We start from the raw sequence: 24281 nt of genomic DNA on the forward strand, positions 1-24281 counted from the left end.
ACGAAGAGGTCTGACATGACAGACACAACGTCTCAGCCAATCCCCGAACGGCAAAAAGGCAACCTGTTCCAGCAACTGGAACTGGACCTGAGGCTGTTGGGCATGATTGGCGCTTTCGTCATCCTGTGTATCGGTTTCAATTTCCTGACAGATGGTCGGTTTCTGACGCCGAGAAACATCTTCAACCTGACGATCCAGACGGTCTCGGTCGCGATCATGGCCTGTGGCATGGTTTTTGTGATCGTGAACCGGCATATCGACCTGTCGGTGGGCGCGCTGCTGGCCACCACCTCGGCGATCATGGCGGTGACGCAGACGCAGATTCTGCCGCATACGCTGGGCTTGGGGCTGGGTAATCCGGCGATCTGGCTGATCACGCTGCTGGTCGGGCTGGCTGCGGGCACGCTGATCGGCGCGTTTCAGGGCTGGATGGTCGGCTACCTGAGCATTCCCGCTTTCATCGTGACGCTGGGCGGGTTTCTGGTCTGGCGCAATGTGGCCTGGTACTTGACCGACGGGCAAACCATCGGCCCGCTCGACAGCACCTTCCTGACCTTTGGTGGCACTAACGGTACGCTGGGCGAGGCGACAAGCTGGCTGTTGGCGGCTCTGGCGGCGGCGCTGGCGATCTGGGGCATTTGGGGCGCACGGCGGGCCAAGGCGGGGCATGGCTTCCCGGTCAAACCGGCCTGGGCCGAAGCGACGCTATGCGCGATTACCGCCGGGGCCATCTTTGGCTTCATCTGGATTCTGAATTCCTACCACATCCCCAAACGCCGTCTGGAACGGATGTTCGAGGCGCGGGGCGAGGTCATGCCCGAAGGGCTGGAGGTGGGCTATGGCCTGCCGGTCTCGGTGCTGATCCTGATCACCGTTGCGGTTGTGATGACCATCATCGCCCGCCGGACGCGGTTTGGCCGCTATATCTTTGCCACCGGAGGCAACCCGGATGCGGCAGAGCTGTCGGGCATCAACACAAGACGTCTCACAGTTAAGATATTCGCTCTGATGGGCTTTCTCTGTGCGCTGTCGGCGGTGATCGCCTCGGCGCGGCTGTCCAACCACTCCAACGATATCGGCACTCTGGACGAGCTGCGCGTCATCGCTGCCGCTGTGATCGGCGGCACCGCGCTGTCGGGCGGGTTCGGCACCATCTATGGCGCGATCCTGGGTGCTCTGATCATGCAGGCGCTGCAATCGGGCATGGCCATGGTCGGCGTCGATGCGCCGTTCCAGAACATCGTGGTCGGTACGGTGCTGGTTCTGGCAGTGCTGATCGACATCATCTACCGCAAACGAGTGGGGGCAAAGTGATGACACGCAATCCAAAACGCGCCGCGGGCGAAACGCCCCTTGTGGAAATGGACGATGTCTCGATCTCTTTCGGGGGTATCAAGGCGGTCGATCATGTCAGCGTCGATCTTTATCCGGGTGAGGTCGTGGGCCTGCTGGGCCACAACGGTGCCGGAAAGTCGACCCTGATCAAGATGCTCTCGGGCGCCTATCAGAAGGAAACCGGCGAGATCCGGGTGAACGGCCAGACGGTCGACATCCAGAACCCCCGCGACGCCCGTGCGCTGAATATCGAGACGATCTATCAGACGCTGGCGCTGGCCGACAATCTGGATGCTGCCTCGAATCTGTTTCTGGGCCGCGAGCTGGTGACGCCGCTTGGTCTGGTGGATGATTCCGCGATGGAGGCGGAATGCCGCAAGATCATGGGCCGGCTGAATCCGAACTTCCAAAAGTTCAATGAGCCGGTCTCGGCGCTGTCGGGCGGTCAACGCCAGTCGGTTGCCATTGCGCGCGCGGTCTATTTCAACGCCAAGGTTCTGATCATGGATGAACCCACGGCAGCGCTTGGACCGCATGAGACGCAGATGGTCGCGGAACTGATCCAGCAGCTCAAGGCGGACGGGATCGGCATCTTCCTGATCGACCATGACGTGCATGCGGTGATGGAACTGTGCGACCGGGCCAGCGTGATGAAAAACGGCGAGTTGGTGGGCACGGTCGAGATCGACGATGTGACCGATGACGACCTGTTGTCGATGATCATCCTTGGCAAGAAACCGGGGGAAGAGGCGGCCTGAGCCTCTTTCCGGAATAACAACAGGAGCAGCGGGATGAGCACGGGATTCTTCGAGGGCATTGAGAAGGTCAGCTTTGAGGGCGAAGGCAGCACCAATCCGCTTGCCTTCCGCCACTACAACCCCGACGAGCTTGTCATGGGCAAACGGATGGAAGATCACCTGCGCTTTGCCGTTGCCTATTGGCACAGCTTCGCGTGGGAGGGCGGCGATCCCTTTGGCGGCCAGACCTTTGTGCGCCCCTGGCATCCGCAGGACGATATGGGACGGGCCAAGCTGAAGGCCGATGTGGCGTTCAAGATGTTCGATCTGCTGAATGTGCCGTTCTTCTGCTGGCATGACGCCGATATTCGCCCCGAGCAGGGCTATTTCGCCGACAATCTCGCGACGCTTGAGGAAATCACCGACTATATCGGGGAAAAGATGCAGGCCAGCCGGACCGGGCTGCTTTGGGGCACGGCCAATATGTTCAGCGACCGGCGCTGGATGTCGGGGGCCGCGACCAACCCGGACCCGGATGTCTTTGCCTTCGCCGCGGCCACGGTCAAAAGCTGCATGGACGCCACCCACAAGCTGGGCGGCCAGAACTATGTGCTCTGGGGCGGGCGCGAAGGCTATGAGACGCTGCTCAATACCGATCTGGGGCAAGAGCTGGACCATATGGGTCGGTTCCTGAACATGGTGGTCGAGTACAAGCACAAGATCGGGTTCAAGGGCGCCATTCTGGTGGAGCCGAAACCGCAGGAGCCCTCCAAGCATCAATATGATTATGACGCGGCCACCTGCATTGGGTTCCTGCGCAAATACGGGCTGGAAGATGAGGTGAAGCTGAACCTTGAACAGGGGCACGCCATTCTAGCCGGGCACAGTTTCGAGCATGAGATCGCTGTGGCCGCCAGCGAGGGCATGCTGGGCTCGATCGACATGAACCGCAACGATTACCAGTCTGGCTGGGACACCGATCAGTTCCCCAACAACACGCCCGAGGTGGCGCTGGCCTATTACCACATCCTGAAGGCGGGCGGGTTCGATACCGGAGGCACCAATTTCGACGCCAAGCTGCGCCGTCAGTCGCTGGACCCGCAGGACCTGATCGCCGCTCATGTCGGCGGTATGGATATCTGCGCCCGCGGCCTGAAAGCCGCCGCCGCGATGGTCGAAGATGGCGGTTTGGAACAGGCACTGACCGAACGCTATGCGGGATGGTCTGCGCCAGCGGCGCAGGCGATGTTGGGCAGCGATCTGGGCAGTATCACCGACCGTGTTCTGGCCGAGGCGATCAATCCCGAACCCCGCTCGGGCCGTCAGGAAATGCTCGAAAACTACGTCAACCGCTTCGTCTGAGGGCTCAGGTTTCGGTCCAGTGGTGACAGGCGACCGCGCGGGTCGGTGAGATGGTTTCCAGCATCGGCCGCCTGGCGCGGCAATCCTCACGCGCCAGTGGACAGCGCGGATTGAAATGGCAGCCGGGCGGCGGGTCGAGCGGCGAGGGGATCTCGCCCTCGATCGGTGCGAAGTCGCGCTTGCGCTGATCCAGACGCGGGGCCTCGGCCAAGAGCGCCTTGGTGTAGGGATGTTTGGGGGCTGCGAACAACTCTTCGGTCGGCGCGCTTTCAACGATGCGGCCCAGATACATGAGTGCCACCCGGTCGGCGATATGCTCGACCACGCTCAGGTCATGGCTGATGAACAGATAGGTCAGGCCAAGCTTCTGGCGCAGGTCCATGAACAGATTGATGACCTGCGCCTGGATCGAGACGTCAAGCGCGGCGATTGCCTCGTCACAGACCAGGAATTTCGGCTTCACGGCCAGCGCGCGGGCGATGCCGATCCGCTGCCGTTGCCCGCCCGAGAACTGGTGCGGGTAGCGGCGTTTCAGCGATGGGTCCAGCCCGACCTTGCCCATGACCTCTTCGACATAATCCGACGTGTCCGAGGTCGAGACCAGCCCATGCACCCGGGGCGCTTCGCCGATGATATCCTCGACCCGCATCCTTGGGTTCAGGCTGGCGAACGGGTCCTGAAAGATCATCTGGATCGCCAGCGTTGCGGCGCGTTTCTCGGCCCCTGTCAGCGCGGCGATATCGGTGCCATCATAGAGTATCTGACCATCGCTCGCGCCATGTATCCCGGCCACCACGCGGCCCAGCGTGGACTTGCCGCAGCCCGATTCACCCACAAGCCCCAGCACCTCGCCCGGCGCGATGCTGAGATCGACGGCATCGACCGCATGCACGGTCTCTTCCCTGATCTTCGAGCCGAGGTGTTGGGCGATTTTGCCCGCCACGTCCAGCCGTTTGGTGAACCGTTTCGACACGCCCCGGATTTCAAGCAAGGGCGCGGTCACGGTGCGGCCCCCTGCACCTGCGGGTAATGGCAGCGCAGCCGCCGCCCATCGACCTCGGTGATCGGTGGCGCGGTTTGGCAGTCCGGCGTGGCAGCGCGGCAGCGGGGCGCAAAGGCGCATCCTTTCGGCATCGCCAACATGTTCGGCGTCATCCCTTCGATCTGATAGAGCCGCTGGCCACGCTTGTTGGCCGATGGGACCGAGCCCAGCAGGCCCACCGTGTAGGGGTGCAGCGGTCGGTCAATTACGTCATCGGTCGCGCCCTGTTCGACGATCCGCCCGGCATACATTACCGAGATATGATCAGCGAGCCCCGCGACCACAGCCAAATCATGGGTGATCCAGATCATCGCCGTGCCGGTCTGGCGGGTCAGCTTCTGCGCCTCGTGAATGATCTGCGCTTGAATTGTGACGTCCAGCGCGGTGGTCGGTTCATCCGCGATGATCAGATCGGGGCGGTTGAGGAAGGCCGTGGCGATCGCCACGCGTTGCCGCATGCCGCCGGAGAGCTGATGCGGGTAGGCCCGCAGCCGTTCCTCGGGCGAGGGGATGCCCACCAGCCCCAGCGCGTCGCGGCTGCGTTCCCAGGCGGTCTGGCGGGGGACGCTTTCATGCGCCTGGATCGCCTCGATCATCTGGGTATCAATGCGCAGGACCGGGTTCAGTGTCATCATTGGGTCCTGAAAGATCATCGCGATCCGGTTGCCGCGCAGTTTCTGCAACGCGGGTTCCGGGGCGTTGGCGATCTCGGCCCCGTTGAAGCGGATCGATCCGTCAACGATCCGTCCCGGCGGGTCGATCAGGCCCAGGATCGAAAACCCCGTGATCGACTTGCCCGAACCGGATTCGCCCACCAGCCCCATCACCTCGCCCTTGCGCACGGTGAAATCGACGCCATCGACGGCCTTGACCACCCCGGCATGGGTAAAGAAATGGGTGCGCAGCGCGCTGACCTGCAGCACGTCTCTCATTTCTTCAGCCTCGGGTTCAGCACATCGCGCAGCTGGTCGCCGACAAGGTTGATCGACACCACGGTCAGCAGCAGAGCCAGACCGGGAAAGACCGATATCCAATAGCGCCCCGACAGCATGTATTCGAACCCGTTGGCGATCAGCACGCCCAGCGACGGCTCTGTCTGCGGCAGGCCGACGCCGAGAAATGACAGCGTCGCCTCAAGCGAGATCGCATGGGCGGTCTGCACCGTGCCCACCACGATCAGCGGTGCCAGGCAATTGGGCAGGATATGGCGGAATACGACACGCAGGCGCGACAGGCCAAGGCATTGGGCGGCCTCGACATATTCCTTGTTGCGCTCGACCAGAGCGGTGCCGCGCACGGTGCGCGCGTAGTAGGCCCATTGTGCCACCACCAGCGCCAGAATGATCTTGTCGACCCCCTTGCCCATGATCGCCACCAGCATCAGCGCCACCAGGGCGGCCGGAAACGAGAGTTGCAGATCGACCACCCGCATGATGATGTTTTCTGTGCGCCCGCCCGCATAAGCCGCGAGCAGACCGATTGCCATGCCGATCGTCAGCGCGATGATGCCCGAGGCGACCCCCACCGATAGCGAGATACGCAACCCGTAGAGGATCGCCGAATAGAGATCGCGCCCCGACCCGTCCGATCCCAGCCACATTGTGTATCCGGCAAACGCCTCGGACCCCGGCGGCAGGCGACCGTCCATCACATCGACCTGCGCCAGATCATAGGGGTTCTGTGGCGTGATCCAGGGTGCCAGAACGGCAAGCACGATGATCAGGCCCAGCAGGCAGAGTGCCACAGTCGCGATACGGCTTTCAAAAAACTCCGAGGCGAAGCGGCGAAACGGGGTTTCGACCTTTGTGGCCGGGGTCGACGTCTCGGGCGCGATCGTATCACTCATGCGCCCTGATCCCGCAGACGCACCCTCGGGTCGAGGATGGAATAGAGGATGTCCACGATCAGGTTGATGAGGACAAAGAACAGCACGATGATCATCAGATAGGCCACCACAACAGGCCGGTCGAGCTGCAGGATCGCGTCAATCAGCAGCTTTCCCATGCCGGGCCAGGCAAAGATCGATTCCGTCACCACCGAAAAGCCGATCAGGCTGCCGAACTCCAGCCCCATCACTGTAACCACCGGGATCATGATGTTCTTGAGCACATGCACAAAGACGATGCGCCGGGTCGACAGCCCCTTGGCGCGGGCGTATTTGACGTAGTCCTGGCCCATCGCCTCGCGCACGCCGGCGCGGGTCAGTCGAATAGCAAGTGAGATTTTCAGCAGCGCCAGGTTCATCGCGGGCAGCAGCACATGCGACAGCCCGTCCCGGGTCGCCAGGCTGGTCTCGATCCCAAGGATATGCCCGGTATCACCGCGTCCGGTCGAGGGCAGCCAGCCCAGCTCGACCGCAAAGAGCATGATCAGCATCAGCCCGACCCAGAAGGTGGGCAACGAAAACCCCAGGATCGACCCCGCCATGATGCCCTTGGACAGCAGGCTGTCCGGGTAGAGCCCGGCATAGAGCCCCAGCGGCACGCCCACAGCCACCGCCAGAAACAGCGCGCTGAAGGCCAGTTCCAGTGTGGCAGGCATATGATGCAGGATCAGCTTGAGCGCCGGTTCCCCGAAGATGAAGGAATTGCCCAGATTGCCCTGCGCCGCGCCGCTGACAAACAGCAAGTACTGCTCCCAGATGGGCCGGTCCAGACCAAGGCGGCGGATCGTCGCCTCGATATCGGCCTGATCGGCGTCGGGGCTGACCAGCATATGTACCGGATCGCCAATGACGTTGACGCCGAAGAACACGATCACCGACATCAGAAACACCACAAGAAGGGCCTGCATCAGGCGTCTTATGATGAAAACTGTCATGGGATTTCGCCTTGGTGGTCAAGGGGCCGGGCCACAGGTCGCGGCCCGGCCCGTGTGGTCACTGTTTCACGACGCCGGTGGCGAAAGTGTATTCATCGGTGCGCGGGATATATTCCAGACCCTTCTTGGCGGCCCAGGTATTGACCTGGAAATGGGTCGGGATGATCGCCACATTCTCGATCGCCATCTCGGTGGCCTGCGCGAGCAGCTCCTGCCGCTTGGCGTCATCCACGGTGCGCAGCGCCTCTTCGATCACCGCGTCGATCTCGGCGCTGGAATGGCGGCCACGGTTGGACGAGCCGAACCCCTTGTCCTTGTCATAGCTGTGGATCAACGACTTCAGCGGGGACGAGGCCTCGCCCGAGCCCGCGCCCCAGCCAACCAAGATGAAGCTGAATTCCGGCAGACCCTCAGGGCTGCCTTTCGAGGCGCGTCCGAAATAGACCGAACGTGGCATCGTCTCGACCGAAGTTTTGATCCCGACCCGTGTCAGCATCTGCCCGATCGCCTCGGCGATCTTGGCGTCGTTGATATAGCGGTCGTTGGGGCCATGAATGGTCAGCTGGAACCCGTCCGGATAACCCGCCTCGGCCAGCAGTGCCTTGGCGCCCTCGGGGTCATAGGCCACCGGCTGCAGGTTCTCGGACACCCCAAAGAATCCATCGGGCAGCAATTGCCCGGCGGGCAGCGCGACCCCTTCCATCACCCGATCCACGATGGCGTCGCGGTTGATTGCCTTGGATATCGCGGTGCGCACTTTCGGGTCCATCAGCGGGTTCTTGATTTCTGCCCCGTCATTGCCCTTCACGAAAGGCGAGTTCTCGCGGAACTGATCCAGATGCAGATAGATCACCCGGTTCGATACTCCCTGGCTGAGCTGGATGTCTTCGTTGGCCTCGAGCGTGGCGATATCGGTGGTCGGCACCCCCGCGATCATGTCCACGTCGCCCGCCAGAAGCGCGGCAACCCGGCTGGGGCCGGATTTGATCGGGCGGAATTCCACTTCGGTCCAGGCCGGCGCGTCGCCCCAATAGGCGTCGTTGCGCAGCATTGTGATGCTCTCGCCGGGCTTGTAGTTGCCGAACTTGAACGGGCCAGTGCCCACGGCGGCGGTGCCTGCGTTGAACTCTTCGGTGGTGGCGGCGCATCCGGCGCTGTCCGAGACGATCGGGATCGTCGAGATGTCATTGGCCATCAGCGGATAAGGCTCGGCAGTCTTGATATGGACCGTATAGTCGTCGATCTTTTCGGCGGTCTTGCCCTTGAGATAAGCACCAAAACTGGAGGGCGAGTTCGGCACATCCGGCGCGCGGGCAATGGTGCAGAGCACGTCATCGGCGTTGAAGTCGCTGCCATCATGGAAGGTCACACCTTCGCGCAGCTTGAATTCCCATGTCAGATCGTCGATCGGTTGCCACGAAACGGCCAGTCCGGGGGTCAGGTTCTGCTTCTCGTCCTGCGCGACCAGCCGGTCATAGATGTGGAACGCCATGGCGTTGTTGGGGCCGAGATTGTGGAAATGCGGGTCCATCGCGGTTGGTTCCGAGGCCAGACCGATGGTCAGTTTCTCAGCAGATGCGGATGTCGCGGCAAGCGCAATTATGCTGGTTGCGACGGCGAGTGCCGTTGTCACTTTCGTCATGAATTCGTTCTCCCTGGGTGTGCGGTATGTGCTGTGCCGGTGGCCGACACGATCCCCGCTTCACTCAGGCGATGCTACCCGAGTGGTGACTCATTGCAATGGTGAAACCGGGATGCGTGTGTGCGCTGAGCTTTGCTAGCGGAGTACAGCCCGCGCCCGGACCCACGCTGGTGGAGTCAATCATGTGTAATCGGGGGCCGCACCGCTTATGGCGCCGGGTGCATGCAATCAGGGGTATGTGGGGGAAACGTTCCTCGGCGCTGCGTTCAGGGTGGGGGCTGTTACACGCGGCGCCGAGGGAAGCTTTATGCAGCTACAGGAATTGTATCGCCTGCGTTTGCGGCGGGACTGCGGAACGAATGGGACTTTATTGTGACACGCTGGCGTTGTGTTCGGGCAGGTCGAAGCGCAGGCTCAGGTGGTTGCAGCCAGCGCGTCTTTCATACGCGACTTGATCTGCAAGCGTTCGGATCAGGTGCCAGCCGAACCCGCCTTCGGGAAGGTCGTCGGGGTTGGGCGGCGGCAGGGTGCGGGCAGACAGGTTCCGCGTCGGTAGCGGTGTACCAAAGTCGGATAATTCAACCTCGACCGCCTCGGGTGTTGCGGTGACGCTGACCCGGATACGGCCCGGTGCGCGGGGGCTATAGGCATGCTCGACAATATTGTTGAGCACCTCTGCAAGCACAATGCGGATATCCTCCATCCGCGCGGGCGCCACGCCCGGTTTCGCGACATGGCTGCATATGTCGATCACCGCCTGACGCGCGGCCAGCGGTGTCGCGATCACGCTCAGGCGCAATCGATCAGAGGTGCGGTCCGGTTCCACCCGCCCGTCTCACCGTCTGTCCGCCGACAGCGCCGCGTCGAGGGTGGGAAACAGATCGAAGATCGTGTCCATCCGGGTCAGGCGAAAGACTTTCTCGACGATCGGGGTCAGCCCGGCCAGGTCTAGCTTTCGCCCCTCGCCAAGTTGCTTCATCGACGCCACGATTGCACCCAAGCCGCTGGAATCGATGAACTCGACCTCTGACAGGTCAAGAATGACGCGCCCGGTGGCGTCGGCGGTCTGGGTGCGCATGTCTTCCTTGAACTGGATCGCCATTGCGGCGTCGATCCGGTCGGTGCCGACCGTGATGATGCGCGCATCACCGGCCACGGTGCTGCTCAGGCTCATATCCGAAAAACTCCCGTTTTGAGTGCGATAGGTAGAAATACGCTAGACGCCAATTCTTACCATTCGGTATTCAAGTTACGACAAATTTGGAGGAATGCCATGAAAGAGGTGGTGATAGCAGGGGCGGCCCGTACGCCCATGGGCGGGTTTCAGGGTGCGTTCGAACCGATGACCGCCGCCGCGCTGGGCGGTGTCGCCATCCGCGCGGCCCTTGACGGCGCGGGGCTGGCCTCGGTTGACGAGGTGCTGATGGGTTGCGTTCTGCCCGCCGGTCAGGGCCAGGCCCCGGCGCGACAGGCGGGATTTGCCGCCGGTCTGGGCGAAGAGGTGCCCGCCACCACGCTCAACAAGATGTGCGGCTCGGGCATGAAGGCCGCGATGATGGCCTATGACCAGATTGCACTGGGCCATGCCGATACCATGATCGCGGGGGGGATGGAGAGCATGACCAACGCGCCATACCTGCTGCCCAAGATGCGGGGCGGCGCACGGATCGGCCACGGTCAGGTGATCGACCACATGTTCCTCGACGGGCTCGAGGACGCCTATGACAAAGGTCGACTGATGGGCACATTCGCCGAGGATTGTGCCGAGAAATATCAGTTCACCCGCGAAGCGCAGGACGACTATGCGCTGCAGTCGCTGTCCAACGCGCTGTCGGCGCAGGAAAGCGGGGCATTCGACGCCGAGATCGCGGCAGTGACCGTCAGAACCCGCAAGGGCGAGGCCGTCATCGCCGATGACGAACAGCCCAAAACCGCACGTCCCGACAAGATCCCGACCCTGAAACCGGCCTTCCGCCCCGAGGGGACGGTGACGGCGGCAAATGCCTCCTCGATCTCGGACGGGGCCGCAGCACTGGTGCTGACCTCTGCCGAAGCCGCTGTGGCAAACGGTCTGAAGCCCCGTGCGCGGGTGCTGGGCCATGCGAGCCATGCGCAGGCACCGGGCTGGTTCACAACCGCGCCTGTTCCGGCGGCGCAGACGCTGCTCGACCGTCTGGGCTGGAGCACGGAAGACGTCGATCTGTGGGAGGTAAACGAGGCTTTTGCCGTGGTGCCCATGGCCTTCATGCGCGAAATGGGGCTGTCTCGCGACAAGGTGAACGTGAATGGCGGCGCCTGTGCGCTGGGTCACCCGATCGGCGCCTCGGGGGCGCGAATCATCGTCACGCTGCTGAACGCGCTGGAAACACGCGGCCTGCAGCGCGGGATTGCCGCGATCTGCATCGGCGGTGGCGAAGGAACCGCCATCGCGATCGAGCGTATCTAGGCCCGCACGCATCGTGACGCCGCGTAGCACTTGTCGCTGGGTAGTCGATTGTCGCAGCCTGCCGCCGAGGCAGGGAGATTATGCGATATGCGTAAGGTGAGAATCTTGTTCGGGTTCATCAAACTGCTGATGCCCGAACCACTGGTGGCGCTGATCTATACCGGTCGGCGCGCGACGGTTGCAGGCCGCGTGATTGACGCCAAAGCGCAGGCGGTGGGTGATCTTGTGGCGCTGCTGCGCGACCCCGATGAACTGCCGCCGGTCGAGGAAAGCCGACGCCAACTTGCGGCGATGGCCGAAAAACTTGGCAAGCCCTGTCCCGTGGGTGTTGCGACATCCGACATCCTGCTGCCGGGTGCTGCGGGCGACCGGCCAGCGCGGGTTTATGTTCCCGCGGGAGGTGATGTGAATGCTTCGCAGCCCACACTGTTCTACCTGCATGGCGGTGGCTGGATACAGGGTGGGATCGACACCCATGACGGTCTGTGCGGCGCATTGGCACGTCAAGCGGGGGTGCGCGTGATCTCTTATGAGTATCGCCTCGCGCCCGAAGACCGCTTTCCGGCGGCCCCTGACGATGTTTTGGCCGCCTACCGCGCGCTGATTGCTGGCGATACGGACCTTAGCGTCGCACCCGAGCAGCTTGTGGTTGGCGGCGACAGTGCGGGTGGCAATCTGACTGCCAGCCTGATGCATGATCTGGTTACGGCCGGCATCGCACTGCCCCGCGCGCAGATGCTGATCTATCCCGGCCTGGATGCACGGTTGGAGACGCCCTCGATTCGGGATTTGCGGGACCAGCCGCTGCTGCCCGCCACGCGGATCGACTGGTACATTAACCTCTACCTGCCCGAGGAACAGGACCGGTTGGACCCGCGCGTTTCGCCGACCTTTTCCGAAACGCTTGCCAGCCAACCCGAGGCGTTGATCATCGCCGGTGGGCATGACCCGCTTTGGGATGACGCGCAGATCTATGCGGCCAAACTGACCGAAAACGGGGTCAAGGTTGAGTTGTTGAATTATCCCGGTCAGATCCATGCCTTTATGTCCTTGACCAAGGTGATCCCGCAGGGCAACGACGCGGTGGACAAAACCGCCGATTGGCTGCGGCGCGTGCTGAAAGGCTGAGCGCCGCGCGACAAGGGACACCGGATCATGCGCGTGGATTATGCAACCCTGGCCCAGACCATCGCCGCCCTGACCGAGGGCGAAAGCGACACGGTCGCGCTGATGGCGACAATTGCCTGCGAAGTGCATCATTCCGATGATCGGTTCGACTGGACCGGGTTCTACCGCGTGACCGAGCCCGAATTGCTCAAGATCGGCCCTTATCAGGGTGGGCATGGCTGTCTTGCCATCCCCTTCGCGCGCGGCGTCTGCGGCGCGGCAGCCCGGACTGGCGAGGTGCAGCTTGTCGCCGATGTCGACGCGTTCGACGGTCACATCGCCTGCGCCAGTTCGACCCGGTCGGAACTGGTTTTGCCGGTGCGCAACACGGCGGGCGAGATCATCGCGGTATTCGATATCGACAGCGATCAGCCCGAGGCCTTCAGCGAAACGGATGCAGAGGCGCTGTCGCAAATCCTGTCCGGGGTTTTTGGCCGTCCGTGACGGCTTCGCATGGTTAGATACGGTGTCCCGGCAGCAGGCCCGCCGTCTTCAATAGGGGCAGGTAACTGCGGCTGACCGGGATTTCGGTGCCATCGGTCAGCGTCACGATGGCCCGACCCTTGCTGTGGCGCACGGTTGCGATGCCGCTGCGCGATACCCAGTGCGAACGGTGAACCCGGTAGCCCTCGACCGGGGCGGCCTCTTTCACAGCGTCCGAAAAGCGTATCAGGATCAGTTCCTGCCCCTTGCTGGTGCGCACATTGGTGTAGTGATCTTCGGCGGAGAGGGCCAGCAGTCTGCCGCGCTTGTCAAAGGACAGGCGATCCAGGATCGCGGGTGCCCGGTCCGGTTCCGATCCAAGATGGTGAATGCGTTGCAGCGTCACCGTAATGACCATCGCGGCTCCGATCACGCTTAGCGCAAAAGACGCCAAGTTGCTTGATGGGACCGACCCAAAGGCCAACAGGTTGAGGCCAAGCACTGCGGCGAGAATGAAAACACCAGCGACCGCGCCCTGCACCAGCCAACCGGTGAGGCCCCTGATCCGGCTGTTCGAAAGCCGGGTGCCGATTGTCTGTGCCACAAGGAACCCGATCGCATAGGTCACCCAGACCATGACAAGCATGTAGATCAGACGCGGCGCGACGCTCATCACGTCCTTCAGTCCAAACGCGTCGATGATCGCCAGAACGAGTGCCACCCCGCACAGGATCGTTGCCGTGGTCGGGTGTTTCAGATGCTGCTGCAGCTCGCGCAGCGCGAATGCCGCTCGGGTAGAATTGGCGCAATTGTCTCGTATCTGGCGCATCTGACCTTGTCGCATGTGGCCGGGTATCGATCAGAGTAGTCGCGTTTCAACCAACGCGAAAGACCCTGCGGTGACACTAGACCCGATCCTGAATGCCCCGATTGCGATCCAGCTTCACGTTCTCGCCGCGATACCGGCGACACTGCTGGGGCCGATTGCGATCTATCGCAGCAAACGTGACCTGCTGCACAAATGCACGGGCTATGCCTGGATCAGCGCGATGGCGGTGATGGCGCTGTTATCGTTCTTCATTTCCGGCTGGAAGGTCATCGGCCCGTTCGGACCCATCCACCTGATCTCGATCTTCGTTTTGCAGGGGCTGATCACGGGTCTGCGCGATGCGCGCGCTGCACGGTTCACCGCCCATAAGGCCACCATGCAGAGCATCTACTGGTGGGGGATCGGCCTTGCGGGGCTTCTGACGTTGACGCCGGGCCGCCGGTTGAACGATGCCCTCTTTGGCAGCCACCCCGAAACCGGCTATTGGGTCATGGCGGCAGGCCTCATGCTGTTGGCCGCACGCTGGTGGTCTGCGCGGCGGGGTGGGTGGCTGTCGGTCTGAGTGCGAGTCAGATCAGACCGTTGGACAGGGCAAGGGCGCCAATCCCCGCCTGACACATCACGATCCCCCACAACCAGCGCGAAAACGGCTGCTTGCGGGTTTTGTGGTGGAAGATCCAGCGACTCAGCAGGGCCGCCGGGCTACCGCCCAGGGCCGCACACCAGAGCAATCTGCGTTCGGGCACGCGCAGCCGCCTGCGCCGGGCACAGAGCTTGTCCCAGCCAAACAGCGCGATTGTCAGACCGTTTATGGCCCACAGGAAAAACACCACATTCCACATGATCGGGTGATACCGTCAGCGAAAATCCGAGTGCAATGAAAAAACGCTTGGTAATTTCACGGAATCAGCGCTACATGAAAAACAGAGCAAAAATTTCACGAAGTTGACGGAGGGACACGTGAACGATCAGGCCCCGCAGCGAGCGACATTGGGGGTCGACATCCGCGCCTTGCGCAAGGCGCGTGGTCTGACGCTGTCCGACATTGCCACCAAGCTTGACCGGTCTGTCGGCTGGCTCAGCCAGGTTGAACGCGACATGTCTGAGCCGACCATTTCCGATCTGCGCCAGATCGCTGAATGCCTGGGCGTGCCGATGTCCATGCTCTTTGCCCATTCCGCCGCACCTGCCGACGAACAGGGCTTTGTCGTGCGCGCCGGGTCGCGCAGGCCGATGGGTTCGGGCGAAGAAGGGCTGATCGAAGAGCTGCTCTCGCCCGATCTGACCGATGACTTCGAGATGGTGCATTCCACGTTCCAGCCCCGCTCGCGGATGCAGAAACCCGCCAGCCGACCGACACAAGAGATGGGCTATATGGTCTCGGGGCGTCTGGATCTGACCATTGGGACGCAGACCTTCACCGTAGGTCCGGGCGACAGTTTCCGGATCAAGCAGGAGACCTATCACTGGGCCAACCCCTATGACACGCCTGCCGTGGCCGTCTGGGTCATCGCCCCGCCGGTGTATTGAATGAGCGTCGAGGCCTGGGCCATATTCGCGCTGTTCTGGATGGTCTTCGTGACGACGCCGGGACCGAATGCGGTCAACTGCATCTCGAACGGGATGAGCCTGCCTTTGCCGAAAGCGATGATCGGTGTGCTGGCGATCCTGACGCAGGCCAGCGCGTTCCTGATCCTGTCGGCGCTGGGCGTCACCGCGCTGATCGCCACCTCTCCTACCGGCTTCCTTGTCGCCAAGCTGATCGGGGCCGGATTTCTGATCTGGCTCGGCATCCGGGGCTGGATGAATGCCTCCCGGCCGGTGCCCGCAACGGAACGGCCCGCGCGCCATGTCTATCTGCATGCGCTGGCCATCGCCACGATCAACCCCAAAAGCGTTGCGGGTTATCTTGCGGCGTTTTCCCAGTTTGTGCAGCCCGAGGTGCCGATCTGGCAGCAGATGGGGGTCATCATGCCCACCGCGCTGGTCATCACCACGCTCAGCTACACCGGTTTCACCTTGCTGGGGGCCATCATGGGCCGGGCGGCGATGGGGGCGGTGTTCAACATCCGGGTGCGCCGGGTCATGGCCGGTTGCTTCATCATCTACGGGCTTTTGCTGGGCACCAGCAGCACGCCCGCAACACGAGGGTAGCGCCATGCACAAAGGATCATGTCTGTGCGGCCAGGTCGCATTCACCGTCGACGGAGCGCTCGCGCCGCCCTCTGCCTGCCACTGCGGACAATGCCGCAAGCAGTCGGGCCATCACTGGGCCTCGACCGAGACCCATCAGGACAATCTGAGCGTTGTCGCCAGCCATACGCTTGGCTGGTTCCGCGCGTCTGATACCGCGAAACGCGGGTTTTGCAGGCAGTGCGGGTCGTTCCTCTTCTGGCAGCACAATGACGAGGACACGATCTCGATCTCCATGGCGGCGTTCGACACGCCCACCGGACTGGCCCTGAGCCGCCACATCTTCGTGGCGGACAAGGGCGACTATTATGACATCAAGGACGAGCTGCCCCAACGGGCACAGTAAATGGGAACCAAGACAATGGCTGATATTCCAAACAAGGCCCGCGTGGTGATCATCGGTGGCGGTGTGGTGGGGACCTCCTCGCTGTACCACCTGGCCAAGAAGGGCTGGACCGACTGCGTGTTGCTGGAAAAGAACGAACTGACCGCCGGTTCGACCTGGCACGCTGCGGGCAACGTGCCGACCTTCTCGAATTCCTGGGCGATCATGAATATGCAGCGCTATTCGACCGAACTGTATTCGCGTCTTGCAGACGAGGTCGACTATCCGATGAACTACCACGTGTCGGGTTCGATCCGTCTGGCGCACAGCAAGGAACGGATGCAGGAATTCGAACACGCCATGGCCATGGGCCGCTATCAGGGTATCCCGATGGAGATGTGGACCCCGGAAGAGGCGAAAGAGCATTATCCCTTCCTTGAGACCCACGACCTAGAGGGCGTTCTCTATGACCCGACCGATGGCGACATCGACCCGGCGCAGCTGACGCAGGCGCTGGCCAAGGGGGCGCGGGACATGGGGCAGAAGATCATTCGGTACTGCCCGGCGACCGGCGTGACGCAACATGACGACGGCACATGGACCGTGCACACCGACAAGGGGGACATCACTTGCGACTATGTTGTGAACGCCGCAGGCTATTATGCGCAGCGTGTGGGCGAGATGTTCAAGCCATTTGGCGGCCGCACCGTGCCCGCAATGGTGATGAGCCACCAGTACCTGCTGACTGACGAAGTGCCCGAGGTCGAGGCGTGGTCCAAGGAAAACGGGGGCAAGAAACTGCCGCTGCTGCGCGACGTGGATATCTCTTACTACCTGCGGCAGGAAAAGAACGGCTTCAACCTTGGTCCCTACGAGCCTAACTGCAAGGGCCACTGGATGACCGAGGACGATCCGATGCCGCAGGATTTCTCGTTCCAGCTGTGGAATGACGATCTGGACCGGATCGAGGATATCGTCACCGACGCGATGGAGCGGGTGCCGCTGATGGCGACGTCCGGTGTTGGCCGTGTCATCAACGGTCCGATCCCCTACGCGCCGGACGGCCTGCCACTGATCGGGCCGATGCCGGGAGTCAAAAATGCCTTTGAAGCACACACATTCACCTTCGGCATCGCGCAGGGTGGCGGGGCCGGCAAGGTGCTGGCGGAATGGATCGTCGATGGTGCGACCGAATGGGACATGTGGGCGGTCGATCCGCGCCGTTACACCGACTACACCGATCAGGATTACTGCAACCAGAAAGGCATGGAGGTCTATGGCAACGAATATGCCATGCACTTCCCCCACCACGAATGGCCCGCCGCGCGCGACAAGAAACTCTCGCCGGTGCACGACAAGGTCAAGGCACAGGGCGGTGTCATGGGGGCCTATAACGGTTGGGAACGTGCCAACTGGTTCGCGCAGCCGGGCGATGACACCTCGCTTGAGGCGACCCATACCTGGGGCCGGTCTGGCCCGTGGGAGCAGCGCATCAAGGAAGAATGCGAGGCGGTGCGCGACCATTGCGGCGTGCTCGATCTGCCCGGCTTCTCGCGCTTCATGGTCAAGGGCGAGGGCGCAGCCGAGACGTTGCGCGGGCTGGTCACCGGCGGCTTGCCAAAAGTGGGCCGGATGAATCTGGTCTATGTCTCGGATGACCGGGGCCGCATCCTGACGGAAATGTCCTGTGTCCGGATGGGCGAGGACGATTTCATGATGATCACGGCGGCCACGGCGCAGTGGCACGACCGCGATTTGCTGCGGGGCGCGATGCCCGCAAGCGTCACCGTCGAAGACGTGACCACCACCCGCGACACGCTGATCGTGACCGGTCCGAAATCGCGTGAGATTCTGTCGGGTCTGACCGATGCCGATCTGTCCACCGGCTGGCTGACCCATCAATCGACGACAGTTGCCGGGCAACCCGCCTACCTGATCCGGGTGTCCTTTGCCGGAGAGCTGGGTTGGGAAGTGCACGCGCTGAATGCAGACATGCCCGCGATCTATGACGCGATCATCGGTGCCGGTGCCAAACCTTTTGGCATGTATGCGCTGAACTCCCTGCGCATCGAAAAGGGCTACCGCGCGTGGAAGGGCGATCTGTCGACCGACTACTCGCTGCTCGAAGGCGGGCTGGGCCGCTTCGTCAAGCTCGACAAGCCGCAAGACTTCCCCGGCAAGGCCGCGATCCTGAACGAAAAGCAGCAAGGCGTGAAAAAGTCCTTTGTCACCATGACGCTTGAGGCGGGGGATTGCGACGCGCCCTACATGTCCTGCATCTGGCAGAATGGCGAGATCGTGGGCGAGACCACCTCGGGCGCCTGGGGGTACCGGGTTGGCAAGTCCATCGCGTTGGGCATGATCCGGGCCGAGCTTGCAAATCCGGGCACCGAGCTGGAAGTAGAAATCTACGGCCAGAAATGCCGGGCCGTGGTACAGGAGGATCAACCGCTCTGGGATCCCGAAAACGAACGGCTGCGCGCATGACACGACCCGCGACCATGTCCGGCGCTTACCTGACCCGCCACGGCGGGCCAGAGGCGCTGGAATGGCGCGACGACATTCCTGTCCCGATCCCCGGACCGGGGCAGGTTCTGGTGCGGGTGGCCGCCGCTGGCGTCAACAACACCGATATCAACACGCGGGTCGGTTGGTATTCTGCGGATGTCACCTCGGCCACCGATGCGGTCGACCAGGAGGTCGAGGCAGGCGGCTGGGGTGGTGCGCTTGCTTTCCCGCGCATTCAGGGCGGTGATCTGTGCGGCATCGTCGAACAGGTCGGGCCGGGCGCCGGTTTCGAACCCGGCCATCGCGTGACCTGCCCGATCAACCTGCCACGCCCGCGCCCCGGCGCGCCGCAGGGGTTCATCGCGCTGGGTTCCGAGATTGACGGGGCCTTCGCGCAATATTGTCTGGTCGATGCGGATGACCTTTATGACGTCACCGCCTCGCCGCTGTCGGATATCGAGATCGCCGCCATCCCCTGCGCTTTCGGCACCGCCGAGAACCTGCTGACCCGTGCCGGCGTCACCGCTGGCCACGAGGTGCTGATCACAGGGGCCTCGGGCGGTGTCGGCCTGGCCGCCGTGCAACTTGCCGCCCTGTGCGGCGCACGTGTTTCGGGGGTGACCGCACCGGCCAAGGCAGAGGTGGTCACGGCGCAGGGCGCGGCGGGTACGTTTGACCGCGATGCCCCGCTGCCCACGGGCAGTTTCGACGTGGTCATCGACGTGGTGGGCGGCCCGGCCTGGTCGGGGCTGATCCGGGCGCTGAAACCGGGGGGGCACTATGCCGTCTCGGGCGCGATCGCGGGGCCGATGGTCGAGGCCGACCTGCGCGAGATCTACCTGCGCGACATCACCATCCACGGCTGCACCCATCAGCCGCCCGAGGTGTTCGGGCGCCTCGCGGCCCTGATGAACGCAGGCCGGATCAGGCCGCTGGTCTCGAAAACCTACCCGCTGCGTGAAATCGCCCGCGCGCAGGAGGATTTCCAGACCAAGATACATCCCGGCAAACTGGTGCTGATCCCATGACGGATATTACGCTTCTGGATGGTTCGATCGGTCAGGAACTGGTCAAACGCAGTGGTGATCGGGCGACGCCGCTCTGGTCGACGCAGGTGATGATCGACCACCCGGACCTCGTGGGCGACGTGCATGCCGACTATTTTCGCGCGGGTGCCACGATTGCCTCTACCAACAGCTACGCGCTGCACCGGAACCGGCTGGAGCGTGTCGGGCTTGAGGCGGAGCTGCTGCATCTGGTCGATACGGCGCTTGCCCAGGCAAAAGCGGCACGTGATGCCCATGGGTCGGGCCGGATCGCAGGCGTACTGGGGCCACTGCTGGCCTCCTACCGCCCCGACCTGCAGCCGCCCGTAGATCTGGCAAAAGCGCGCTACGGCGAGTTGGTGGCGCGGATGCGCGATCATGTGGACCTGTTTCTGATCGAAACCGTTTCGTCGCTGCTCGAAGCAGAAGGCGCGCTGGCGGGCACCGAAGGCTGTGGCAGACCGGTCTGGCTGGCGCTGAGTGTGATGGACGAGGATGGCAACCGCTTTCGTTCGGGCGAGGCGGTCGCTGACATCGCCCCGCTGGTTGCGCGGTTTGATCCTGACGCCCTGCTGATCAACTGTTCCCGCCCCGAGGCAATCCCTGCCGCGCTCGACCGGATCAAGGGTTTCGGAAAACCGTTTGGCGCGTATGCCAACGGGTTCACCCGGATTACCGAGGCGTTTCTGGCGGATGCGCCCACGGTTGATGCGCTGGAGCAGCGGCAGGATCTGGGACCCGTCGTTTATGCCGATCACGCCATGGGCTGGCTCGACCAAGGGGCCACGATCGTCGGCGGCTGTTGCGAGGTTGGCCCCGCCCATATCGCCGAACTGGCGCGCAGGTTGCGCGCCGCGGGCCATAACGTCGTCTAGGGTGGCAGGGGATGGCGGGCAAATCCGAACCACAGCCGCGTAACATCCATTTCGACGTGATCGTCGCGGATGGGTTTGTACTGACCGAGGTTGCCGGTGTGGTTGATGTGATCCGTACGGCGAACCGGGTGTTTCCCAAGACCCAGTTCTCGTGGCGGTACCGGTCGCGCGGTGGCGGGCCGGTGGCCTGCCGGGCGGGCGCCACGGTCGAGACTCTGAAGCTCGACCGCAATGCCGATGCCGACTATGTCTTCGTGATCGGCAATGCCGACCCGGATCACCCGGACATGTCGCTGGGCCGCATGGTGCAGGACTATACCTATCGCGGCGCGCAGGTGTTCCTGCTGGCCGAGGCCGCGACCCGCTACATTCGCGATTTCGGTGGCCAGTCAGGCCAGCATACGACCCATTGGGAAAACTCTTTCATCCTGCGCGAACGGATGGAACCGCTTGATGCCCGCCATGCGCTGGCCTCGCAGGTCGGGCAGGTGGTGACCTGCGCCGGCATGGGATCGACCATCGACGTGACGCTGGAATTGATCGGGCGGCACATGTCGAGTGCGGCGATGATGACGGTGTCCGACATCTTTCTGCACGAACGCGTCCGCGACTATGCTTCGCCGCAGCCCTATTCCGGCATCAAATCCACCACCACCGGGGACGAGAAGCTGGACCAGTGCATCAAGATCATGCAGGCCAATATCGAAGAGCCGGTCGCGATCCATGAACTGGTGGGCACGCTGGGCCTGTCCAACCGCTCGCTGGAGCGTAAGTTCAAGACGTTTCTGGGCACCACGCCCAATGGCTTCTACCGCGAGATGCGCCTGACCAAGGCCAACAACCTGCTGCTCAACACCACGATGAGTATCGGCGAGGTCGGTCTGGCCTGTGGTTTCCCGAATGGGTTCTCGGGCATCTACAAAAGCTTCTTTGGCGTCACGCCTTTTGCGGTCCGCCGCCGCAGGCGGGTGCCGGATCATCCCTGATTTCCGGCACGGCCTGACGCTTTTGGCAGATTTCCCGCCGCATACCCGTGGCAATACAGAAGCAACGGCAGATTCGGAGATAAAACCATGGCAGATCTTCCCAGCAAGGCGCGGGTTGTCATCATCGGGGGGGGCGTGATCGGATGTTCGGTCGCCTATCACCTGACCAAGAAGGGCTGGAGCGATGTTGTGCTGCTGGAACGCAAGCAGCTCACGTCCGGCACCACGTGGCACGCCGCCGGTCTGATCGCGCAGCTGCGCGCCACCGCCAACATGACCAGGCTGGCGAAATACAGCCAGGAACTCTATGGCTCGCTTGAGGAGGAAACCGGCGTTGCCACCGGGTTCAAGCGCTGTGGTTCGATCACCGTTGCGCTGACCGAAGAGCGCCGCGAAGAGATCTATCGTCAGGCCGCCATGGCCCGCGCCTTTGGGGTTGAAGTCGAAGAGATTTCCAACGAGCGGGTGCAGGAGCTGTATCCGCATATCAATCTGGAAGGTGTCAAAGGCGCGGTTTATCTGCCGCTGGACGGGCAGGGCGATCCGGCCAACATCGCGCTGGCATTGGCCAAGGGCGCGCGTCAGCGTGGCGGGGTGGTCAAGGAGCGCATCAAGGTCACCGAGATCGTCAAGCAGGGCCGCAAGGTCACCGGGGTCGATTGGGTCTCGGATGATGGCAAGGATTCGGGCCATATCGAATGTGACATGGTGGTGAACTGCGCGGGCATGTGGGGTCATGAAGTGGGTCGCATGGCGGGTGTGAACGTACCGCTGCATGCCTGCGAGCATTTCTACATCGTCACCGAGAATATCGATGGCATGACCCGGTTGCCGGTGCTGCGGGTGCCGGACGAATGCGCCTATTACAAGGAAGACGCAGGGAAATTCCTGCTGGGCGCGTTTGAACCCAACGCCAAGCCCTGGGCCATGAACGGCATCCCCGACACGTTCGAATTTGACCAGCTACCCGAGGATTTCGACCATTTCGAGCCGATCCTCGAGGCCGCCTGCAACCGCGTGCCATTGCTGGCTGAGGCTGGGATTCATACGTTTTTCAACGGCCCTGAAAGCTTCACGCCCGACGATGCCTATCACCTTGGCCTTGCGCCTGAGATGGACAATGTCTGGGTTGCGGCAGGGTTCAACTCGATCGGTATCCAGTCGGCAGGTGGCGCGGGCATGGCGCTGGCCGAATGGATGGATAGCGGCGAGAAACCTTTCGATCTGGGCGATGTCGATATCAGCCGGATGCAGCCGTTCCAGGGCAACAAGCAGTATCTGTTCGAGCGTTCAAAAGAAACGCTGGGCCTGCTGTATGCCGACCACTATCCCTATCGCCAGAAAGCCACCGCGCGTGGCGTGCGCCGGACACCGTTCCATCACCACCTGCTGGAACAAGGCGCGGTGATGGGTGAGCTGGCGGGTTGGGAACGCGCCAACTGGTTCGCAAATCCGGGACAGGAGCGGGAATACCAGTATAGCTGGAAGCGTCAGAACTGGTTCGAAAATTCCGCCGCTGAACATCGCGCCATTCGCGAGAATGTGGGCATGTATGACATGTCCACCTTCGGCAAGATCCGCGTCGAGGGGCCCGATGCCGAGGCTTTCATGAACTATGTCGGCGGTGGGGATTATTCGGGGCCGGTGGGCAAGATCGTCTATACCCAGTTCCTCAACCGCGCTGGCGGGATCGAGGCGGATGTGACCGTCACGCGGCTGAGCGAGCTGGCCTATCTGGTTGTCACCCCGGCGGCAACGCGGCTGGCTGACCAGACCTGGATGGAACGCCACAAAGGCGATTTCAACGTGATCATCACCGACGTGACTGCGGGCGAAGGCGTGCTGGCCGTGATGGGCCCGAACGCGCGCGCGCTGCTGCAAAAGGTCTCGCCCGCCGATTTCTCGAACGCGGTGAACCCGTTTGGCACCGCGCAGGAGATCGAGATCGGCATGGGTCTGGCCCGTGTCCACCGCGTGACTTACGTGGGCGAGCTGGGCTGGGAGGTCTACGTGGCCTCCGACATGGCTGGACATGTGTTTGAAACCTTGCATGACGCCGGGCAGGATATGGGCCTGAAGCTGTGCGGAATGCACATGATGGACAGCGCCCGGATCGAAAAGGGCTTCCGCCATTTCGGCCATGACATCACCTGCGAGGATCACGTGGTTGATGCCGGTTTGGGGTTTGCGGTCAAAGCAGGCAAGCCCGGCGATTTCATCGGCAAGCAGGCGGTGATCGAGCGCAAGGAGACCGGCCCCAGGAACCGGCTGGTCCAATTCAGGCTGACCGATGCCGAGCCGCTCTTGTTCCACAACGAACCCATCCTGCGCGATGGCGAATATGTGGGCTATCTGAGCTCGGGCAATTACGGCCACACGCTGGGGGCCGCCATTGGTCTGGGTTATGTGCCCTGCGAAGGTGAAAAGGCGGCGGACGTTCTGGCCTCGACCTACGAGATTGACATCTGCGGCGTGAGGGTAAAGGCCGAAGCCTCACTCAAACCGATGTACGATCCCAAATCGGAGCGGGTAAAGGTCTGAATGG

General features: G+C 62.6%; 24 protein-coding genes. 15 read left to right on the plus strand and 9 right to left on the minus strand.

Annotated features, from left to right (window positions below; all coding sequences use genetic code 11):
* The first annotated feature begins 15 nt into the window (after positions 1-15).
* From M3P21_RS02670 to xylA, 3 genes are read left to right on the plus strand one after another with little or no spacing between them, the layout of a single operon-like run.
* A complete protein-coding gene (locus tag M3P21_RS02670) occupies positions 16-1314 on the plus strand; it encodes a sugar ABC transporter permease (protein WP_249706583.1) in 1299 nt (432 codons plus the stop codon).
* Positions 1314-2093: an ATP-binding cassette domain-containing protein gene (locus tag M3P21_RS02675; RefSeq protein WP_249706584.1), complete on the plus strand. Its 780-nt coding sequence runs from the start codon at positions 1314-1316 to the stop codon at positions 2091-2093. Before M3P21_RS02670 ends, M3P21_RS02675 begins: the two co-directional genes overlap by 1 nt.
* 33 nt (positions 2094-2126) lie before the next feature.
* Positions 2127-3434, plus strand: coding sequence for a xylose isomerase (xylA, locus tag M3P21_RS02680; protein WP_249706585.1), 1308 nt, complete (start codon positions 2127-2129; stop codon positions 3432-3434).
* A gap of 4 nt (positions 3435-3438) precedes the next feature.
* On the opposite strand, the gene M3P21_RS02685 is transcribed toward xylA, so the two are convergent.
* The 7 genes from M3P21_RS02685 to M3P21_RS02715 form a co-directional block, all read right to left on the minus strand.
* Positions 3439-4437: an ABC transporter ATP-binding protein gene (locus M3P21_RS02685; protein WP_249706586.1), complete on the minus strand. Its 999-nt coding sequence runs from the start codon at positions 4435-4437 to the stop codon at positions 3439-3441.
* A complete protein-coding gene (locus M3P21_RS02690) occupies positions 4434-5408 on the minus strand; it encodes an ABC transporter ATP-binding protein (protein ID WP_249706587.1) in 975 nt (324 codons plus the stop codon). The genes M3P21_RS02685 and M3P21_RS02690 overlap by 4 nt, the downstream gene beginning before the upstream one ends.
* Entirely contained in the window at positions 5405-6322 is a 918-nt protein-coding gene (locus M3P21_RS02695) for an ABC transporter permease (protein WP_249706588.1), read from the minus strand. The genes M3P21_RS02690 and M3P21_RS02695 overlap by 4 nt, the downstream gene beginning before the upstream one ends.
* Positions 6319-7296, minus strand: coding sequence for an ABC transporter permease (locus M3P21_RS02700; protein ID WP_249706589.1), 978 nt, complete (start codon positions 7294-7296; stop codon positions 6319-6321). Before M3P21_RS02700 ends, M3P21_RS02695 begins: the two co-directional genes overlap by 4 nt.
* 58 nt (positions 7297-7354) lie before the next feature.
* Positions 7355-8938, minus strand: a complete 1584-nt coding sequence (locus M3P21_RS02705; RefSeq protein WP_249706591.1) for an ABC transporter substrate-binding protein — start codon at positions 8936-8938, stop codon at positions 7355-7357.
* A 367-nt stretch (positions 8939-9305) separates the two neighbouring features.
* Entirely contained in the window at positions 9306-9764 is a 459-nt protein-coding gene (locus M3P21_RS02710) for an ATP-binding protein (RefSeq protein ID WP_249706593.1), read from the minus strand.
* 9 nt (positions 9765-9773) lie between these two features.
* Positions 9774-10112, minus strand: coding sequence for an STAS domain-containing protein (locus M3P21_RS02715; RefSeq protein ID WP_249706594.1), 339 nt, complete (start codon positions 10110-10112; stop codon positions 9774-9776).
* Positions 10113-10211: 99 nt separating this feature from the next.
* Between M3P21_RS02715 and M3P21_RS02720 the strand changes: the two genes are divergently transcribed.
* From M3P21_RS02720 to msrC, 3 genes are all read left to right on the plus strand, one after another.
* Positions 10212-11384: an acetyl-CoA C-acyltransferase gene (locus M3P21_RS02720; protein ID WP_249706595.1), complete on the plus strand. Its 1173-nt coding sequence runs from the start codon at positions 10212-10214 to the stop codon at positions 11382-11384.
* An 87-nt stretch (positions 11385-11471) separates the two neighbouring features.
* On the plus strand, positions 11472-12512 hold the full coding sequence (locus tag M3P21_RS02725) for an alpha/beta hydrolase (RefSeq protein WP_249706596.1): 1041 nt from the start codon (positions 11472-11474) through the stop codon (positions 12510-12512).
* 27 nt (positions 12513-12539) lie between these two features.
* Positions 12540-12995, plus strand: coding sequence for a free L-methionine (R)-S-oxide reductase MsrC (gene msrC, locus M3P21_RS02730; protein ID WP_249706597.1), 456 nt, complete (start codon positions 12540-12542; stop codon positions 12993-12995).
* 13 nt (positions 12996-13008) lie between these two features.
* Here the strand turns inward: msrC and M3P21_RS02735 are convergent, their stop codons facing one another.
* A complete protein-coding gene (locus M3P21_RS02735) occupies positions 13009-13803 on the minus strand; it encodes a LytTR family DNA-binding domain-containing protein (RefSeq protein ID WP_249706598.1) in 795 nt (264 codons plus the stop codon).
* A gap of 70 nt (positions 13804-13873) precedes the next feature.
* Between M3P21_RS02735 and M3P21_RS02740 the strand changes: the two genes are divergently transcribed.
* Positions 13874-14365, plus strand: a complete 492-nt coding sequence (locus M3P21_RS02740) for a DUF2306 domain-containing protein (RefSeq protein WP_249706599.1) — start codon at positions 13874-13876, stop codon at positions 14363-14365.
* A gap of 7 nt (positions 14366-14372) precedes the next feature.
* Here M3P21_RS02740 and M3P21_RS02745 read toward each other — a convergent pair whose 3' ends face one another.
* Positions 14373-14645: a DUF1294 domain-containing protein gene (locus M3P21_RS02745; protein ID WP_249706600.1), complete on the minus strand. Its 273-nt coding sequence runs from the start codon at positions 14643-14645 to the stop codon at positions 14373-14375.
* Positions 14646-14763: 118 nt separating this feature from the next.
* Between M3P21_RS02745 and M3P21_RS02750 the strand changes: the two genes are divergently transcribed.
* The 8 genes from M3P21_RS02750 to M3P21_RS02785 all read left to right on the plus strand — a co-directional run bounded on the left by M3P21_RS02750 (position 14764) and on the right by M3P21_RS02785 (position 24277).
* Positions 14764-15333, plus strand: a complete 570-nt coding sequence (locus M3P21_RS02750) for a helix-turn-helix domain-containing protein (RefSeq protein WP_249706601.1) — start codon at positions 14764-14766, stop codon at positions 15331-15333.
* Positions 15334-15957: a LysE family translocator gene (locus M3P21_RS02755; protein WP_249706603.1), complete on the plus strand. Its 624-nt coding sequence runs from the start codon at positions 15334-15336 to the stop codon at positions 15955-15957.
* A gap of 4 nt (positions 15958-15961) precedes the next feature.
* Complete coding sequence (locus M3P21_RS02760) at positions 15962-16342, plus strand: GFA family protein (RefSeq protein ID WP_249706605.1); 381 nt, start codon at positions 15962-15964, stop codon at positions 16340-16342.
* 15 nt (positions 16343-16357) lie between these two features.
* The gene (locus tag M3P21_RS02765; protein WP_249706606.1) at positions 16358-18808 is read left to right on the plus strand and encodes a GcvT family protein; all 2451 of its coding nucleotides are present in this window, start codon (positions 16358-16360) and stop codon (positions 18806-18808) included.
* Positions 18805-19857, plus strand: a complete 1053-nt coding sequence (locus M3P21_RS02770) for a zinc-binding dehydrogenase (protein ID WP_249706608.1) — start codon at positions 18805-18807, stop codon at positions 19855-19857. Before M3P21_RS02765 ends, M3P21_RS02770 begins: the two co-directional genes overlap by 4 nt.
* Entirely contained in the window at positions 19854-20750 is an 897-nt protein-coding gene (locus M3P21_RS02775; protein ID WP_249706609.1) for a homocysteine S-methyltransferase family protein, read from the plus strand. Before M3P21_RS02770 ends, M3P21_RS02775 begins: the two co-directional genes overlap by 4 nt.
* Positions 20751-20761: 11 nt before the next feature.
* Positions 20762-21736 carry a GlxA family transcriptional regulator gene (locus M3P21_RS02780; RefSeq protein ID WP_249706611.1) on the plus strand — a complete coding sequence of 325 codons (975 nt, stop codon included), beginning with the start codon at positions 20762-20764 and terminating at the stop codon, positions 21734-21736.
* Between the two features lie 87 nt (positions 21737-21823).
* The gene (locus M3P21_RS02785) at positions 21824-24277 is read left to right on the plus strand and encodes a GcvT family protein (protein WP_249706612.1); all 2454 of its coding nucleotides are present in this window, start codon (positions 21824-21826) and stop codon (positions 24275-24277) included.
* Positions 24278-24281: the final 4 nt, after the last annotated feature.

Source organism: Ruegeria spongiae (assembly GCF_023502395.1).
Classification (GTDB): Bacteria; Pseudomonadota; Alphaproteobacteria; order Rhodobacterales; family Rhodobacteraceae; genus Ruegeria_C; species Ruegeria_C spongiae.

Bases quoted from the DNA above. Each gene is read 5' to 3' on its own strand.
- M3P21_RS02690 (WP_249706587.1), bottom strand. From the start codon at position 5,408: ATGAGAGACGTGCTGCAGGTCAGCGCGCTGCGCACCCATTTCTTTACC.
- M3P21_RS02735 (WP_249706598.1), bottom strand. From the start codon at position 13,803: ATGCGCCAGATACGAGACAATTGCGCCAATTCTACCCGAGCGGCATTC.
- M3P21_RS02745 (WP_249706600.1), bottom strand. From the start codon at position 14,645: ATGTGGAATGTGGTGTTTTTCCTGTGGGCCATAAACGGTCTGACAATC.
- M3P21_RS02670 (WP_249706583.1), top strand. From the start codon at position 16: ATGACAGACACAACGTCTCAGCCAATCCCCGAACGGCAAAAAGGCAAC.
- M3P21_RS02780 (WP_249706611.1), top strand. From the start codon at position 20,762: ATGGCGGGCAAATCCGAACCACAGCCGCGTAACATCCATTTCGACGTG.
- M3P21_RS02775 (WP_249706609.1), top strand. From the start codon at position 19,854: ATGACGGATATTACGCTTCTGGATGGTTCGATCGGTCAGGAACTGGTC.
- M3P21_RS02695 (WP_249706588.1), bottom strand. From the start codon at position 6,322: ATGAGTGATACGATCGCGCCCGAGACGTCGACCCCGGCCACAAAGGTC.
- M3P21_RS02705 (WP_249706591.1), bottom strand. From the start codon at position 8,938: ATGACGAAAGTGACAACGGCACTCGCCGTCGCAACCAGCATAATTGCG.
- M3P21_RS02760 (WP_249706605.1), top strand. From the start codon at position 15,962: ATGCACAAAGGATCATGTCTGTGCGGCCAGGTCGCATTCACCGTCGAC.
- msrC (WP_249706597.1), top strand. From the start codon at position 12,540: ATGCGCGTGGATTATGCAACCCTGGCCCAGACCATCGCCGCCCTGACC.
- M3P21_RS02725 (WP_249706596.1), top strand. From the start codon at position 11,472: ATGCGTAAGGTGAGAATCTTGTTCGGGTTCATCAAACTGCTGATGCCC.
- M3P21_RS02720 (WP_249706595.1), top strand. From the start codon at position 10,212: ATGAAAGAGGTGGTGATAGCAGGGGCGGCCCGTACGCCCATGGGCGGG.
- M3P21_RS02700 (WP_249706589.1), bottom strand. From the start codon at position 7,296: ATGACAGTTTTCATCATAAGACGCCTGATGCAGGCCCTTCTTGTGGTG.
- M3P21_RS02715 (WP_249706594.1), bottom strand. From the start codon at position 10,112: ATGAGCCTGAGCAGCACCGTGGCCGGTGATGCGCGCATCATCACGGTC.
- xylA (WP_249706585.1), top strand. From the start codon at position 2,127: ATGAGCACGGGATTCTTCGAGGGCATTGAGAAGGTCAGCTTTGAGGGC.
- M3P21_RS02770 (WP_249706608.1), top strand. From the start codon at position 18,805: ATGACACGACCCGCGACCATGTCCGGCGCTTACCTGACCCGCCACGGC.
- M3P21_RS02755 (WP_249706603.1), top strand. From the start codon at position 15,334: ATGAGCGTCGAGGCCTGGGCCATATTCGCGCTGTTCTGGATGGTCTTC.
- M3P21_RS02675 (WP_249706584.1), top strand. From the start codon at position 1,314: ATGACACGCAATCCAAAACGCGCCGCGGGCGAAACGCCCCTTGTGGAA.
- M3P21_RS02765 (WP_249706606.1), top strand. From the start codon at position 16,358: ATGGCTGATATTCCAAACAAGGCCCGCGTGGTGATCATCGGTGGCGGT.
- M3P21_RS02785 (WP_249706612.1), top strand. From the start codon at position 21,824: ATGGCAGATCTTCCCAGCAAGGCGCGGGTTGTCATCATCGGGGGGGGC.